The organism is Alloalcanivorax sp. C16-2 (genome assembly GCF_046507615.1).
Taxonomy (GTDB): domain Bacteria; phylum Pseudomonadota; class Gammaproteobacteria; order Pseudomonadales; family Alcanivoracaceae; genus Alloalcanivorax; species Alloalcanivorax marinus_A.
In genome coordinates, this window is the sequence record NZ_JBKFTL010000001.1 from 1,353,205 (window position 1) to 1,368,278 (window position 15,074).

Sequence of the window (15,074 nt, forward strand, 5' to 3'; positions counted from 1 at the left end):
AACGCACCGCAAAACACAACGAAAAAAGGGAGCAAACCCATGACAGACTCGAAATCGAAAGCGACCACCTGGTGGGGGATACCGGTTCTGATCGCGGCGCTCTGGAGCCTGGCGAGCCCCGCCGGCGCCGAGGACACCCCGATCCGCCTGGGTGATATGGCCCAGTCCCTGAACGGCGTCGCCTCCCAGGTGATGATCGACCAGGAGTTCGATCACAAGTACGGCGTGGACGTGACCCACAAGGCCTATCCCACTCTGGACGGTCTGTTCAACGCCATTCGCGGCAAGCAGGTGGATCTGGGCTTCGGCGGCTGGACCAGTTTCGCCCAGTTCCGCTCCCAGGGCTTCCCGGTATTCAACATCTTCGCGGTGGGGCGCGGCGCCACCCTGGACGTGCTGGTGCCGGTGGATTCCGATATCCACAGCCTGGCCGATCTGAAGGGCAAGCGGGTGGTCTCCTACGCCGGCGCCGCCGGCACCGCCACCGTGCTGCTGCGCGTGGTGCTCAGCGACTTCTACGGTTTCGATCCGGCGGAAGGCGGCGATCTGCAGTACGCCGGCCCGGGTCTGATCCCTACCCTGATGAAGAACGGTGATGTGGACGCCGGTCTGCTGTTCGACCCGATCGGCGCCAAGGCGCTGGCCTCCGGCGAGTTCCGCAGCATCGGCAACCTGGCGGAAATTTACAAGGAAAAGACCGGCGATGATTTCCTGTGGATCGCCCTGGCCACCAACGACGATTTCGCCGCCGAACATCCGGAGGCGGTGTCCGGTTTCATCAAGGGCTGGGTGGAAGCAGTGGCCTACGTGAAACAGCACCCGGAAGTGTTCGAGGCCTACGGCAAGAAGCTGGGCCTGGACGAGGACGGCATCAAGCTGCTCGCTGGCCGGGTGATCCGCGACTACGCCACCACCTGGAACCAGCAGTACATCGATGGCCTGATGTCGTTCGCCGAGCGTGCCCGCAAGGTGATGGACAAGGGCTACCTGGAGAATGTGCCCGACGACGCCTTCTCCACTGATTACACGCCCTGAAGCCACCGCCGGCGGCGCCCCTCGGCGCCGCCGTTTCTCTCCTCCCGTCTCCACAGGACGCTCCCCATGTCGTTCGATGACCTCCCGGCGCGCCCGCCGATCTACCCCCGTGAGGCGGAAGACTATGCCCGGGATGCCCTGATTCTGTCCCGGCGCGCCGCCGACCGCGTCCGCTCCTGTCCGGACCTGCCCTACGGCGACGATTACTGGCAGAAACTGGATATCTATCTGCCCGACGACGCCGAGCCCGGCGCCGACCTGCCGGTGCTGGTGTTCGCCCATGGTGGCGCCTGGACCCATGGCTACAAGGAATGGATGGGGCTGATGGCGCCGGCTCTGGTGGCGACGCCGGCGATCCTGGTTTCCGTATCCTACCGGCTGGCGCCGGAATGCCGCTTCCCCGGCCCCCTGGAGGACTGCGTCGCCGCCCTGGCCTGGGTGCACCGGCACATCGACGAATACGGCGGTGATCCCGGGCGCCTGTTCGTGGGCGGTCACTCCGCCGGCGGCCATCTCTATACACTGGCGTCGCTGCAGCCGGCGCGGCTGGCCCGGGCCGGCCTGCCGGCGGGTGCCATCCGTGGCTGCATGGCGATCTGTTCGCAGCTCAATCTGGTGTTCGACGACCCGCCGCCGGGCAGCGGCGAGGCCCGTATCTACGAGCAGTTCCTGGCCCGGGCCGGCGACGACCGCGCCGCCAGCCCGCTCCATCAGTTGCCGCCGGATGGCGCGCCACCGCCGTTTCTGCTGGTCCATGGCGAGAACGACTTCCCGCGCATCATCACCAGCAACCGGCGCATGCTGGCGGCGCTCAAACGCCACCATCTGCCGGTGCGCTTCCAGATCGAGCCCGGCGCCTCCCACTTCGCCGTGGCCCTGCGCCTGGCGGACCCGGAATGCGCCACCACCGCCACCCTGCGCGCCTGGCTCCGCGACGGACCTTCCGGCTTCGCGCCGGAGGGGGAGGATCATTTGCCTGTTCCCGGTGTCCATCCTGAAGAGAAATAAGCGGGAGGAGACCATGGTTTCACGTCGGGATTTTCTCAATGGCGCCCTGTGGGGCGGAGTAGGGCTGGCGCTGGGTCTGAACGGCCCGGCCCGGGCGGCGGACAAGGCAACCGGCGAGGCGATGGCCGGCGACGCGCTGCGCACCCGGGCGATTCCCGCCACCGGCCAGACACTGCCGGTGATCGGCGCCGGCACGTCCGGCAGCTTCGTGGCGGACATCGGTTCGGACAAGTACCGCCGCCTCAAGGACGTCATGACGCTGTTTTTCGACGGCGGTGCCACGGTGTTCGACACCAGCCCCAACTACGGCGGCGCCGACCGGGTACTGGGCGCCCTGCTGGAGGAGGGCGGCTGGCGCGACCGGTGCTTCCTGGCCACCAAGATCGCCGCCGACAGCCGCGCCGCCGCCGAGCGGCAATGGGCCGGCTCCCTGGAGGCCCTGCGCACGGACCACGTGGAGCTGCTGCAGGTGCACAACCTGCGCCACTGGAAAACCCAGCTGCCCTACGCCCGCGAGCTCAAGGAGCAGGGCAAGACCAAGTATGTGGGCGTGACCCACTATCTGCAGCGCGGCCTGGACGAAATGGCCGCCATCCTGCGCGACGAGCCGTTGGACTTCATTCAGATCAACTATTCCGTGAACGCCCCGGAGGCGGCCCGTGAAGTGCTGCCCCTGGCCCGGGACAAGGGCGTGGCGGTGCTGATCAACCGCGCCTTCGACGACGGCGATCTGTTCGCCAGGGTGAAGGGCAAGCCGCTGCCCGGCTGGGCCGCCGAGGTGGGCGCGCAAAGCTGGGCCCAGCTGTTCCTCAAGTTCGCGATCAGCCATCCGGCGGTGACCGCCGTGATCCCCGCCACCAGCAAGCCCGAACACCAGCTGGATAATCTGAACGCCGGTCGTGGCGGCCTGCTCAGCGAGGCCCAACAGCGCGAACTGATGACCATGGACTGGTAACCATGGCGTCGGGGCAGGACGGACATCCACTGCCGCGCCTGGCGGCGCGGCTGTTCAATATCCGGGTGGAGGAAGCGCCGGCGGTGATCGCCGGCCTGCTGATCTTCTTCCTGCTGTTCACCGGTTATTTCATGCTGCGCCCGGTGCGCGAGACCATGGGCGTGGCCGGCGGCGTGGATAACCTGCAGTGGCTGTTCACCGGTACCTTCCTGGCCACCCTGGCGGTGCTGCCGCTGTTCGGCTGGCTGGCGTCCCGGGTGCCGCGCCGGCGGATCCTGCCGGCCGCCTATGGCTTCTTCGTGGTCAACCTGCTGGTGTTCGCGGCGCTGTTCGCGCGCACCGTGGACAACGTCTGGGTGGCGCGCACCTTCTACATCTGGCTGTCGGTGTTCAACCTGGTGGTGATCTCCCTGGCCTGGAGCGTGCTGGCGGACGTGTTCAGCATCGCCCAGGGCAAGCGATTGTTCGGCATGATCGCCGGCGGCGCCAGCCTGGGCGGCCTGGTGGGGCCGGGACTCGGCACCCTGCTGGTGGCGCCCGCCGGCCACGCTGGCCTGGTGGTGCTGGCGGCGCTGCTGCTGGCCGGCAGCGCGGTCGCCGCGATCTGGTTGTACCGCTGGCGTGACCGGCATCCGCTGCCCGCCGAGGCGGAGGCCGGCGCCGAACGGGCCCGTCCGCTCGGCGGCAACCCCTTCGATGGCGCCCTGGAAGTGCTGCGCACGCCCTTCCTGATGGGCATCGCCCTGTTCGTGGTACTGCTCGCCAGCGTCAGCACCTTTCTGTATTTCGAGCAGGCGCGGCTGGTGGCGGAGACCTTCCCCGACCCCACCCGCCAGACCCAGGTGTTCGGGCTGATCGACACCGTGGTGCAGTTCCTGGCTATCCTTACCCAGATCTTTTTCACCGGGCGCATCGCCCAGCGGCTCGGCATCGGCGTGCTGCTCACCGCCGTGCCGCTGGTGATCGCCGCCGGCTTTCTGTGGCTGGCGGTGGCGCCGGTGTTCAGCGTGTTCGTGGTGATCATGGTGGCGCGCCGGGCCGGCGAGTACGCCCTGGTGCGCCCGGGCCGGGAGATGCTCTACACCTCGGTGCCGCCGGCGCAGAAGTACAAAGCCAAGAATTTCATCGACACCGTGGTCTACCGGGGCGGCGACGCCCTCAGTGGCTGGCTTAAACGGGGCCTGGACCTGCTCGGCGATCTGCCGGGGCCGGCCCTGATGATCGGCGCCGGCATCGCCCTGGCCTGGGCTGGCACCGGCTTTCTGCTGGGGCGCGCCGAGCGCCGCCGCGAACGGAGCGGCGAGGGCGGCTGCACGAATCTTCCAGACGCGGGTGGAGCCGGGCGTTAAACTGACCGCTTCACCGGAAACCGTTATGCCGGGAATCGCCATGTCGCACGCCGACCGCACCGACAACTGGGTTCGTTTCGCCCGTGACCGGGATACCGGCATCGAGACCATCCATGCCCATTTCGAGGGGCATGCCTATGATCCCCACTGGCATGACACCTACGCGGTGGGAATCACCGAACAGGGTGTGCAGCGCTTCCACGTCGGTCGCGTGCGCCACGAAAGCGTGCCCGGCCGCGCCATCCTGCTGGAGCCCGGTGAGATCCACGATGGCAATGGGCCGACGCCGGGCGGCTTCACCTACCGGCTGCTGTACCTGGACCCGGCCTGGCTGCGTGAGGCCCTGGGCGGTTTGTTCGAGGATCGCCCCGATCATTATGAATTGCGGTTCGGCGCCACCCTGAGCGACGACCAAACCGTGGCCCGCGCCATTGCCCGTGCCTTCGAGGCGCTGCATGGCGGCGAGATGCGCATGGTCCGGCAAACCGCCCTGGACCAGCTGCTGCGGCGCCTGACCCGCCACGCCGACTGGCGCGCGCGGCCCGGCCCGGACCCATCCAGCGTTCCGCTGGCCCGCCGGGCCCGGGATTATCTGCACGCCCACCAGACCGAGGACATCGGCCTGGATGATCTGGCGGCGGCGGTGGGCAGCGACCGCTTCCGCATCAGCCGTGCCTTCAAAGCCGCTCACGGCCTGCCGCCTCACGCCTACCTGGTGCAACTCAGGCTGTTGCGTGCCCGCCGCCTGCTGGCCGCCGGCGTCTCGCCGGCGGACGTGGCGGCCATGGTGGGCTTCGCCGACCAGAGCCACCTGGGCCGCTGGTTCCGCCGCGCCTACGCCATGACGCCGGCCTATTACCGGCGGCGCACAAAGCTTCCAGACTAGGGCCGCCAACGACACCACACTGGGGCTTTCCGTCACCGTCGTGGATGCTCATGGAATCCCTGTTGCCCTTTGTCCTGTTCGCCTTGGTCGCCTCCATCACCCCCGGGCCCACCAATGTGCTGGTGCTCGCCAATGCCACCCGCCACGGGCTGGTGGCGGCTCTCCCCATGGTGGCGGGCGCCGCCGGCGGCGCCGCGTCCGTGCTGCTGCTGGTGGGCACCGGCCTGGCCCGCCCTCTGGCCGCCCACGAGGGCGTGCGCCTCTTGATGGCGGCGGCCGGGCTGGCCTGGCTCACGGTGCTGGCGGTGCAGTTATTCCGCGCCGCCCCCCAGCTTCCCGACGCCGGCGATGACGGTGACCGCCGTGGTCGCCTGGGCCTGATCGGCACCGCCGGCCTGCAATGGATCAACCCCAAGGCGTGGATGATGGCGCTGGCCGCCACGGGCGTGTTCGCCGGCGGCAGCGTGCCGATGCCGGCTTTGGCCGGGGTGTTCTTCGTGGTGGCGTTGCCCTGCGTGCTGGTATGGGCCGGGCTGGGCGCCGGCGCGGCGCGCTGGATTCGGAATCCGGCGGCGATGGGCTGGTTCAATCGGGGAATGGCGGTGCTGCTACTGCTCTCCGCCTGGGCGGCGGTTTTCTGGTAATAACAGCCCGGAAAGGGGACCACGCCCCAGGCGCGGCCCCGATCGAGGCGCGAAACGGCTTAGAACTTGAAGCGCGCCCCCACCCCGTAGGTGGAACCGTCGCCTACGTCATCGATGTCGTCGTGCAGGTACATCGCGTACAGGTCCAGCTGGCTGTTGACGATGTAATCGTAGCCTGCCGCCCAGGTATCACGCTCGTAATCCAGCGCGCCGCTGAAATCGGAGTTGGCGAACGAACCCAGCACGCGGCCCTTGCCCACCGGCACGGCCACGCCGGCCTGCCAGGTGTCGGTGTCCACGTCACCGGCGGTGGTGTCGGTATCCAGCGTTTGATACTGGCCATACAGCGTGGCCACGCCGAAGTCATAGGACAGACCCGCCATCACCGCTTCCTGATCGGTGGCGCCGGGAATGGTGCCACGCTCGCCCGCGCCGCCACCGTTGTCCAGGGTGCCTTCGCGCACGCGCATGGCGGCCACGGTCGCCACCAGGCCGGCGTGACGGTACACCAGGTTGCCGCCCACCTTGCTCTCGCCGTCCTCGCCTTCTTCCTCGCCGAAGGCATACACCAGATTGACCTTCAGGCCGCCCAGGCTCGGGGTGGTGTAGTTGATGGAGTCGTTCCAGGTGGTGTCGCCCATCACCGCGCCGTTACGGCCACCGTTGTAGGTGTGCAGCATCATCGGCGAAAACGCGAACGAGTCCTTCACCGAGTTGGTGAACACCAGCGGCAGGAAGTACGGGGACTTGGTGCGGCCGGCGCGCAACAGACCGTAGCGGCTGCTGTCCACGCCGATGTAAGCGTTGCGGCCGAAGAACTCATCGTTATTGTAGCGACCGTTCTCGCCGGTGTCCGGGCGAACGAACATTTCCGCCACGCCCACGAAGGAGGTTTCTTCGTCGAGCTGGTAGTCAACCCGCGCGCCCAGGAAGGAGGTGGACATGCCACCGGCGGCCAGTTGTTTGGTGTCGTCGCCGGCGCCGGGTTTTTCCGCGCTGCCGGTCCACAGGTCGAGCAAGCCGTAGAACTTGGCCTCGGGTTGGGCCGCCTGGGCGGCGCCGGACAGGGCCAGAGTGCCGGCCACGGTGCCGCCGGCGAGGATCATGGAAAGGGTCTTTTTGTTGAGTCTCATGGGTCAGTACCTTTTTTAAAGCACAAACCACCCCCAGCGCGTCTGGTCGGACGCTTTTTCCGGTTGCCTGATCGGGGTGTTATCGGGTGGTCGTGTTATGGCGTTGTTTTGATGATTGCTCCAGATTTTCTAAAAAAGACACGCACCAAAGATGCGCATCCATAAGTAATACTTTGTCGTTATGGTGCACGGTGGGCAAACAAAAAAACTCTGATATGTCCACGATGTAGACAGTCGGGTTTCATGTTATTGGGGACGCATAAAAGACTATAAAAACAGGGGTTTGGTGAGTTTTTGGTGAGCAAAAAAATGCCCGGCTCAGTGGCCGGGCAAAGGTTTGGGAGAAATCTCGAATCAGCTTTTGAATCCGAACAATTCGGCCGGATTGTCGACCAGAATTTTTTGCCGTTCGCCGGCGTCCGGCGCGTAACGGTAGAGCAGCTCAAGCAGCTCGGCGTCGTTGGGCGGCGGAGACTTGGACAGCGGATGCGGCCAGTCACTGGCCCATACCACGCGGTCCGGGGCGGCGTCGATGTAGGCGCGGGCGATGGGCAGGACATCGTCCCAGGGATAACCCCGGGTGGAGATCTTCTCGCCCAGCGACAGCATTACCCAGAAGTTACCTTTCTTGAGCAGTTCGATGGTTTTCCGGACATTGGGGTCGTTGACGCCCAGGTTGGCGTCGGCGCGGCCCAGGTGGTCGATGAGCACCGGAATGTCCAGGTTCTCGTACAGCTCGACGCTGTCGAGGATGCCGTTTTTCTCCGGCTGGATTTTCACGTACCAGCCCAGCTCCCGCAGGCGGTCGGCGGCGCGCCGGAACTCCGCCGGCGTCAGGCCGACGCCGAGCTCCTTGCGGAAAGTGAAGCGGGCGCCGCGTACGCCGGCGGCGTCCATCTCCTCGATGTAGCCGTCATCGCGTTCCTTCAGCGCGATGGCGTTGGCGCAACCCCGGTAGTTGGGGCCGGCCTGCTCAAGCGCGTCCAGCACCACGCTGTGGTCGGCGCCATAGGTGGTGGCCTGGACAATCACGCCCCGCTCGATGCCCAGGGCACGGTGCATCTTCAGTGCCGCGTCGATGGTCGCCGAAGGCATCTTGAAGGGAGCTTCCGGGCGCGGCGGGTAACGTTCCGGGTCGCCGAACACATGGAATTGCGAATCGCAGGTGTTGGCCGGCGGCGCCTCCCGAGGGGCGCGGGGATCCGGGTTGAAAGGGTAATACTCGGGCATGGTGGCTCCTGCCATTAGCGGATCGGGGAGGCCGCGCCGGGCGCGGCCGGAGTGGCGTGCCTCAGGCGTCGGCGGCTTGGCCGATCACCGCCAGCACGTCGCACTGGATCAGAAACTTCGAGTCGACCGGATTCTGGATGGCGTGCCGGGCCGGTCGGGATTCCGGGTCCGGAAACATCGCCAGCCATTCGGCGTTGAGGACATCCCGCTGCGAGCGATCCTGCATCCAGACGGTCATCTTGAGAATGTCGTCGGTGCTGCCGCCGGCGGCTTCGACGATATTGCGCACATGCTGGAACATGAACGCGCATTGGGTCGCCAGGTCGGCGCCCAGTTCGCCGGTGTCCGGATTGGTGCCGTTGATCACGCCGGTGGCCATCAGGTCCCCGATCCGGCTGGCTGCCGGGATCGGGTTCTGATGGGAGAAGCCGGCGCTGTGGACGCTCTTGCGTCGTGACATGCGGGGTTCCTCTGCTTTCACGATGGTCTTAACGGTGGATGTTGGCGCCACGGATCAGGGTGCCCCAGCGATCATACTGCTCGTTGAGGAACACCTTGAAATCATCCACGTCCATGGCGCGTGCCTCGGCGCCGGCGGTCTCGAATTTCTTCACCACGGCCGGATCGTTGAGGATCTTTTTCAGCGCCGCGTTGAGTTCGTTGACCACGTCCTCGGGCATGCCGGCCGGGCCGAACAGGCCGGTGAAGGTTTCCGATACCGCGTCGGAGTAGCCCAGTTCCTTCAGGGTGGGTACGTCGGGCAGGGATTCCATGCGTTCCGGGGAGGTCACGGCCAGGGCCTTCAGCTTGCCGCTGTTGATGTACTGCTTGGCCACGGTGTACTGGTCGAAGTTGAAGTCCACGCGGCCGCCGAGCAGGTCGGTGGTGGCCGGAGCGTTGCCTTTGTAGTGCACGGTGAGCCATTCGGTGTGCAGCAGGCGCTGCATCATTTCACTGATCAGGTGGTTCTGGGTGCCGGCGCCGGGGGAAGCCATGGCCAGCTCGCCGGGATGCTTCTTGGCGTAGTCGAACAGCGCCTCGGCGCTGTCCAGACCCAGTTCCGGGTTCGCCTGCAGTACCAGGGTCACGAAGGAAATCGAACCGATCGGCGCGAAATCGTCCTTCCAGAAGTAGTTGTCCTTGCGGAACAGCAGCGGGCTGAACAGCACCGGGCCATTGGGAGCCACGAACAGGGTGTAGCCGTCCTTGTCGGACTTGACCACGTAGGAGGCGGCGATCATGCCGCCGGCGCCGGGCCGGTTCTCCACCACGAACGGCTGGCCGAACTCCTTCTCCAGACCGTCGGCGACGATGCGCGCGGCCAGGTCCACGTTACCGCCGGGCGGGTAGGGCACCACCAGGTGCACCGGTTTTTCCGGCCAGGCGGCCTGGGCGCCGGTGGCCAGGCCGAGGAGCAGGAACAGGACGGTGAAATGCTTGAAAAAACGCATATTTTTATTCTCCTTCCAGGGCTGTGCCGGGTTTGGCATGGGCGCCCGCGAGTGAGTGGTTTCTGTTTTGGAACCGATACTTTCCGGAATCCATGGTGCGGTCAGCAACCGTAAAACCCCGCAAAGGTCCACATGATGGACGGCGGGAGTCATCAAGTATCAGCGTTATGCCTTAGATTACTCTCAAAAAGCGCCCCGAAGGGGCCTTTGAGAGCCCGCTAATGATTTAAATGTCCATATGGTGGACACTATGGTCAGCGTCATGTTGACCCCCTACCGGGTCCCTCTTAGCTTTTCGCTATCCCATCAGCGGTCGATTACCAGGAGAATAAATATGCAAATCGACATTGGTTCCCTGACGCCGCAGGAATGCTACCGCCTGATCAGTGGCATCGTGGTTCCCCGGCCGATTGCCTGGATCACCACTCAGTCTCCGGATGGCGTGGTCAATCTGGCGCCTTTCAGCTGCTTTACCTTCGTCTCCAACACCCCCCTGATGGTGGGCGTCAATATCGGCCGCAAGGCCGGTCGTGAGAAGGATACCGCTCGCAATATTCGTGCCTTGAACGAGTTCGTGGTGAACATCGCGGACTGGTCCATGGTCGAGGACGTGCACGCCAGCGCCGTGGAATATGAAAGCCATGAAAGCGAGGTGGAAAGCCTGGGCCTGGCGGTGGAGCCGTCCGCCACGGTGAAGACGCCGCGCCTGGCGAAAGCGCCGATCAGCCTGGAATGCCGTCTGCATAGCGTTACCGGTTACGGCAGCACGGGTGCTGAGTTCTTCGTCGGTGAAGTCAGCCGCGTCCATATCGTGGACGAGCTGTATCGCGATGGCCGCATCGACACCCGCGAGCTGCAGCCGGTGTGCCGCATCGCCGGCGCCAACTACGCTACCCTGGGCGAGATTCGCCAGCTCAAGCCGGTGGCGCAAACACCCAAGAGCATCATCGAGCCGGGCGCATGAACCGCGACGACGGTCCGCGTCCGCCGGAGAGCGGCCCGGGCAAGCCCGGCGTCGAGGCCGGTGAGGGCGGCAAAACCCTGGGCGCGCGCAGCATCCGCCGCGCGGTGGCGATCCTGCGTATCCTGGCCACCGGGCAGGAGCAGGGTGTGCGCATCACCGACATCGTCCATCAGACCGGTCTCAATCGCCCTACGGTGCACCGTATTCTGCGGGTACTGATCGAGGAAGAAGCGGTGGAGCAGGACCCCAATACGCGCCGCTACATGGTTGGGCCGGAGGTCTCCCTGCTGGGCCTGTCGCGCACCGCCCGGGTGCCGGTGAAGTCGGTGGCCGAGCCCTACCTGCGCCACATCGCCGAGCAATGCGGCGACAGTGTCTTCCTGACCATTCGCAGCGGCTTCGATTCCATCTGCGTGGACCGTAAAACCGGCAACTACCCGGTCAAGGTGCTTTCCATCGAGGTGGGCGCCCGCCGTCCCCTCGGCATCAGCGTTTCCGGCCTGGTGCTGCTGGCGTTCGCCGAGGACGCCGACATGGAGGAAGTGCTGCTCGGCAATGAGCAGCGCCTTACCAGTCATGGGGTGGAATTGAGCGCGGTACGTCAGCGCATCACCGAAATCCGTTCCCTGGGCTATGCCTATAGCGAGGTGGGCGTGGTGCCCGGTACTCGTGCTCTGGCGCTGCCGGTGTTCGACGCCGAAGGCCAGTTGCTGGCGTCGGTGGCGGTGTCGGCCATGGCCGACCGGCTCAGCCCGGAACGGCTCGCCACCCTGGTGCCCTTGATCCGCCATCAGACCGAACTGATCGCCAAGCGGTTGAGCGAAGTCCAGACCCGCCGCCGTTAGGCCCCTTTATCCAATCAGGAGCGAAGATGACATCCGTGACCCTGTGCCCGGGAGGGCCCCTGCTGAGTGGCGCCGTATACGGCTGCCTGCTTAACGTCCAGGACGAGCTGGACCGGCTCGGTGACGCCATCAACGAGCCGCCGTACAACGGCGCGCCCACCGGCCCGGTAATGTACGTGAAAACCCCCAATACCCAGGTCGCCGCCGGTACTCCCGTGGTGATACCCGCCGACGTGGAGCAGGTGCGGGTGTGCGCCACCCTGGGGGTGGTGATCAAGGACACCCTGACCCGCGCCGACGCCGACCAGGCCCGCGCGGCGATTGCCGGTTACACCCTGGTCAACGACCTCACCGTGCCGCACGACAGCTTGTTCCGGCAGCCGCTCAAGCAGAAATGCCGTGACGGCTTCTGCCCGATCGGGCCTAACCTGGTGGACGCCGCCGACCTGCCGGACCCGGACGGCCTCGCCGTGCGTGCCCTGGTCAACGGCGAATGCCGTCAGGAGTGGCGTCTGGCCGAGCTGGTGCGTCCGGTGGCCACGCTGCTTGCCGATATTTCCGATTTCACCAGCCTCTACCCCGGTGACCTGATTCTGGTGGGCGTGTCCCCGGACGCGCCTCTGGCCGGCGCCGGCGACATCGTGGCGGTGGAAATCGACGGCCTGGGTCGTCTTGAAAATCCGCTCGTCAGCGAAGGGGAGAACGCCTGATGAAACAAGCCCGAATCGCTTTTGAAGGCCGTGTTCAACAGGCCTGGGAAGATCAAGGCAAAGTGCGTCTGGCGGATGGCCGTCGGGTGGAGGAAACCGAGGTGGTGTGGCTGCCGCCGGTGACCCCCGGCACCATTCTCGCGCTCGGCCTGAACTATGCCGACCATGCCGCGGAAATCGCCTCCAAGGCGCCGGAAGAGCCGATGGTGTTCCTTAAAGGCGCCAACACCCTGGTCGGTCACCGCGCCTTCACGCCGCGCCCCGATGATGCCACCAATATGCACTATGAGTGCGAATTGGCGATCGTGGTCGGCAAGCCGGCCCGCAACGTGGCCAAGGCCGACGCCTACGACTACATCGCCGGCTACACGGTGGCCAACGATTACGCCGTGCGCAATTATCTGGAAGGGTTCTACCGGCCCAACTTCCGCATCAAGAGCCGGGACAACTGCACGCCCATCGGTCCCTGGCTGGTGGACGCGGCGGACATTCCCGATCCGATGAATCTGCGCCTCACCACCCGCGTCAACGGTGAAACCACCCAGGAAGGCTCCACCAAGGACATGATCTTCGACGTGCCTTTCCTGATCGAATATTTCAGCGCCTTCATGACGTTGCAGCCCGGCGACGTGATCCTCACCGGCACCCCCAAGGGCACCGTCAACGTGATGCCCGGCGACGAAGTGGTCACCGAGATCGAGGGTGTCGGCGCGCTGCACAATACGATTATCGCGAGGAAGCCCTGATGACCGAACAAGCGAAGCTCGCCGCCGAGGCCATTCAGGACGCGGCGGAACGACTCGACCGCGCCGAGCGGGAACGCACCCAGATCGACCATCTGACTCTGCAATACCCGGAGATCGGATTCGCCGACGCCTACGCCATCCAGCGCCAGTGGGTGGACATGAAGGTAGCTCGTGGCCGCCGGGTGATGGGCCACAAGATCGGCCTTACGTCCCGGGCCATGCAGATGTCCGCGCGCATTGATGAACCGGATTACGGCGTGCTGCTCGACGACATGTTCTTCGAGGACAACGCCGAGATCGAAGTGGGCCGCTTCATCGTGCCGCGCCTGGAAGTGGAGCTGGCGTTCGTGCTCAAGGAAGACCTGGCCGGCCCGGACTGCACCGTGCTGGACGTGATGCGCGCCACCGAATACGTGATCCCGGCACTGGAGATCATCGACGCCCGGGTGCGTCAGGTGGACCCGGCCAGCGGCGCGCCGCGCAAGGTGTTCGACACCATTTCCGACAACGCCGCCAACGCCGGCGTGGTACTGGGCGGGCGCACCATCCGCCCGTTCGACATCGACCTGCGCTGGAGCGCGGCGGTGTGCAGTCGCAATGGCCTGGTGGAGGAAACCGGCGTGGCCGCCGGCGTGCTCGGCCATCCGGCCAAGGGCATCGCCTGGCTGGCCAACAAGCTGGCCCCCCACGGTGTCACTCTGAAAGCCGGCGAGATCGTGCTGGCCGGTTCCTTCACCCGTCCGGTGGCGGCGTCCGCCGGCGATACCTTCCACGTGGACTACGGCCCGCTCGGCGCGCTGGGTCTGCGCTTCGTCTGACAGGAGGCGTCATGGATCTTCCGGTCAATAGTTTCAAACAGGCGCTGACGGAAGGGCGTACCCAGATCGGTCTGTGGTGTGCTCTGGCCGACGGTTATGGCACCGAGATCGCCGCCGCCGCCGGTTTCGACTGGCTGCTGATCGACGGCGAGCACGGTCCCAACGATGTGCGCTCGATCCTGGCACAGCTGCAGGCGGTGGCGCCGTACCCGACGCACCCGGTGGTGCGCCCGGTGAACGGTCACGCCGATACCCTCAAGCCGCTGCTGGATGCCGGCGTGCAAACCTTTCTGGTGCCGATGGTGGAAAGCGCCGAGCAGGCGCGCGCCATCGTCGAGGCCACCCGCTACCCGCCGCACGGCTGCCGGGGCGTGGGCGCGGGCCTGGCGCGCGCCTCGCGCTGGGGCCGGGTGCCGGATTACGTGCACCGCTGTCATGAGCAACTGTGCGTGTTGCTGCAGGTGGAAAGCCGCGCCGGCCTGGACAACCTGGACGAGATCGCCGCCGTGGACGGCGTCGACGGCGTGTTCATCGGCGCCGCCGACCTGGGCGCCGATCTCGGCCATCTGGGCCAGCCCGGTCACCCGGAGGTGAACGCGGCCTTGCTGGACGCCTTCAAACGCATCGAGGCGGCGGGTAAACCCGCCGGCGCTCTCACCGTCAACGAGGAACTGGCCCGCGAGCATCTCGCCGCTGGCTGCCGTTTTCTCGCGGTGGGCGCCGACGCCTCGCTTCTGGCCCGCGCCACGGACGCGCTGTCGCGCCGCTTCAAGGACCATTTGTCGCCGTCCCAGGCCGGCGGTTACTGAATCTATTCTCACAACGCGCTTTGCGCCTCGGAGGAGAATAATAAATGGCTCGTTCCATTAACTGGTTACAGGTGGGCGCGGCGCTGCTGCTCGGCCTGTTTGGTCTCTACGTGATTGTTCAAGGCAGTGGCTACGAAATGGGCTCGCTGCGTCGCATGGGTCCCGGTTTCTTCCCGGTGATGATCGGCTCGGTGTTGTTGCTGTTCGCCGTTCTGCTGGTGCTGGAAGTGTGGCATGCGGAAAAAACGGAACGGAACTTCTGGATTCCACGGCCGATTCTCACCATCAGCGCGGGCTTCGTGGCGTTCGCCGCGTTGCTGGAGAGGGCCGGGCTGGTGCCCGCCACGCTGGCGCTGGTGGTGCTGGTGTCGCTGGCCGAGAAGCCGCTGCGTCCGGCGGCGGCGGTGGCCACCGCGGTGGGGCTGAGCGTGCTCGGCGTCCTGGTATTCATTTACGGCTTCGGCATTCCGGTGGCCGCGTTCGAGTGGTGA

17 protein-coding genes are annotated in these 15,074 nt (G+C 65.9%); 13 read left to right on the forward strand and 4 right to left on the reverse strand.

Annotation, left to right across the window (positions count from 1 at the left end):
- The first annotated feature begins 39 nt into the window (after positions 1-39).
- The 6 genes from ACLD02_RS06455 to ACLD02_RS06480 all read left to right on the forward strand — a co-directional run bounded on the left by ACLD02_RS06455 (position 40) and on the right by ACLD02_RS06480 (position 5,877).
- Entirely contained in the window at positions 40-1,035 is a 996-nt protein-coding gene (locus ACLD02_RS06455; RefSeq protein ID WP_410298237.1) for an ABC transporter substrate-binding protein, read from the forward strand.
- A 66-nt stretch (positions 1,036-1,101) separates the two neighbouring features.
- Positions 1,102-2,043, forward strand: coding sequence for an alpha/beta hydrolase (locus tag ACLD02_RS06460; RefSeq protein ID WP_410298238.1), 942 nt, complete (start codon positions 1,102-1,104; stop codon positions 2,041-2,043).
- 13 nt (positions 2,044-2,056) lie between these two features.
- Positions 2,057-2,998, forward strand: coding sequence for an aldo/keto reductase (locus tag ACLD02_RS06465; protein ID WP_410298239.1), 942 nt, complete (start codon positions 2,057-2,059; stop codon positions 2,996-2,998).
- 2 nt (positions 2,999-3,000) lie between these two features.
- Positions 3,001-4,347: an NTP/NDP exchange transporter gene (locus ACLD02_RS06470; protein WP_410298240.1), complete on the forward strand. Its 1,347-nt coding sequence runs from the start codon at positions 3,001-3,003 to the stop codon at positions 4,345-4,347.
- Positions 4,348-4,387: 40 nt separating this feature from the next.
- On the forward strand, positions 4,388-5,233 hold the full coding sequence (locus ACLD02_RS06475) for an AraC family transcriptional regulator (RefSeq protein ID WP_203104832.1): 846 nt from the start codon (positions 4,388-4,390) through the stop codon (positions 5,231-5,233).
- 50 nt (positions 5,234-5,283) lie between these two features.
- Positions 5,284-5,877 (forward strand): LysE family translocator, encoded by a 594-nt coding sequence (locus tag ACLD02_RS06480; protein WP_203104831.1) that lies wholly within the window; start codon positions 5,284-5,286, stop codon positions 5,875-5,877.
- Between the two features lie 59 nt (positions 5,878-5,936).
- On the opposite strand, the gene ACLD02_RS06485 is transcribed toward ACLD02_RS06480, so the two are convergent.
- From ACLD02_RS06485 to ACLD02_RS06500, 4 genes are all read right to left on the reverse strand, one after another.
- Positions 5,937-7,010 carry a porin gene (locus ACLD02_RS06485; RefSeq protein WP_410298241.1) on the reverse strand — a complete coding sequence of 358 codons (1,074 nt, stop codon included), beginning with the start codon at positions 7,008-7,010 and terminating at the stop codon, positions 5,937-5,939.
- A gap of 354 nt (positions 7,011-7,364) precedes the next feature.
- Complete coding sequence (locus ACLD02_RS06490; protein ID WP_410298242.1) at positions 7,365-8,240, reverse strand: amidohydrolase family protein; 876 nt, start codon at positions 8,238-8,240, stop codon at positions 7,365-7,367.
- 61 nt (positions 8,241-8,301) lie between these two features.
- A complete protein-coding gene (locus ACLD02_RS06495) occupies positions 8,302-8,700 on the reverse strand; it encodes a RidA family protein (protein ID WP_410298243.1) in 399 nt (132 codons plus the stop codon).
- A gap of 28 nt (positions 8,701-8,728) precedes the next feature.
- Positions 8,729-9,691 (reverse strand): Bug family tripartite tricarboxylate transporter substrate binding protein, encoded by a 963-nt coding sequence (locus ACLD02_RS06500; protein WP_203104827.1) that lies wholly within the window; start codon positions 9,689-9,691, stop codon positions 8,729-8,731.
- 334 nt (positions 9,692-10,025) lie between these two features.
- Between ACLD02_RS06500 and ACLD02_RS06505 the strand changes: the two genes are divergently transcribed.
- Genes ACLD02_RS06505 through ACLD02_RS06535 form a run of 7 tightly spaced genes read left to right on the forward strand, consistent with a single transcriptional unit; the run spans position 10,026 to position 15,074 of the window.
- A complete protein-coding gene (locus ACLD02_RS06505) occupies positions 10,026-10,655 on the forward strand; it encodes a flavin reductase family protein (protein WP_203104826.1) in 630 nt (209 codons plus the stop codon).
- Positions 10,652-11,500: an IclR family transcriptional regulator gene (locus ACLD02_RS06510; protein WP_203104825.1), complete on the forward strand. Its 849-nt coding sequence runs from the start codon at positions 10,652-10,654 to the stop codon at positions 11,498-11,500. Before ACLD02_RS06505 ends, ACLD02_RS06510 begins: the two co-directional genes overlap by 4 nt.
- A 26-nt stretch (positions 11,501-11,526) precedes the next feature.
- Positions 11,527-12,210 (forward strand): fumarylacetoacetate hydrolase family protein, encoded by a 684-nt coding sequence (locus tag ACLD02_RS06515; protein ID WP_203104824.1) that lies wholly within the window; start codon positions 11,527-11,529, stop codon positions 12,208-12,210.
- Positions 12,210-12,956, forward strand: a complete 747-nt coding sequence (locus ACLD02_RS06520; RefSeq protein WP_203104823.1) for a fumarylacetoacetate hydrolase family protein — start codon at positions 12,210-12,212, stop codon at positions 12,954-12,956. Before ACLD02_RS06515 ends, ACLD02_RS06520 begins: the two co-directional genes overlap by 1 nt.
- Positions 12,956-13,774 (forward strand): 2-oxo-hept-4-ene-1,7-dioate hydratase, encoded by an 819-nt coding sequence (gene hpaH, locus ACLD02_RS06525; RefSeq protein WP_410298244.1) that lies wholly within the window; start codon positions 12,956-12,958, stop codon positions 13,772-13,774. The genes ACLD02_RS06520 and hpaH overlap by 1 nt, the downstream gene beginning before the upstream one ends.
- Positions 13,775-13,785: 11 nt before the next feature.
- A complete protein-coding gene (gene hpaI, locus ACLD02_RS06530) occupies positions 13,786-14,583 on the forward strand; it encodes a 4-hydroxy-2-oxoheptanedioate aldolase (RefSeq protein WP_203104821.1) in 798 nt (265 codons plus the stop codon).
- A 44-nt stretch (positions 14,584-14,627) separates the two neighbouring features.
- A complete protein-coding gene (locus tag ACLD02_RS06535) occupies positions 14,628-15,074 on the forward strand; it encodes a tripartite tricarboxylate transporter TctB family protein (protein WP_410298245.1) in 447 nt (148 codons plus the stop codon).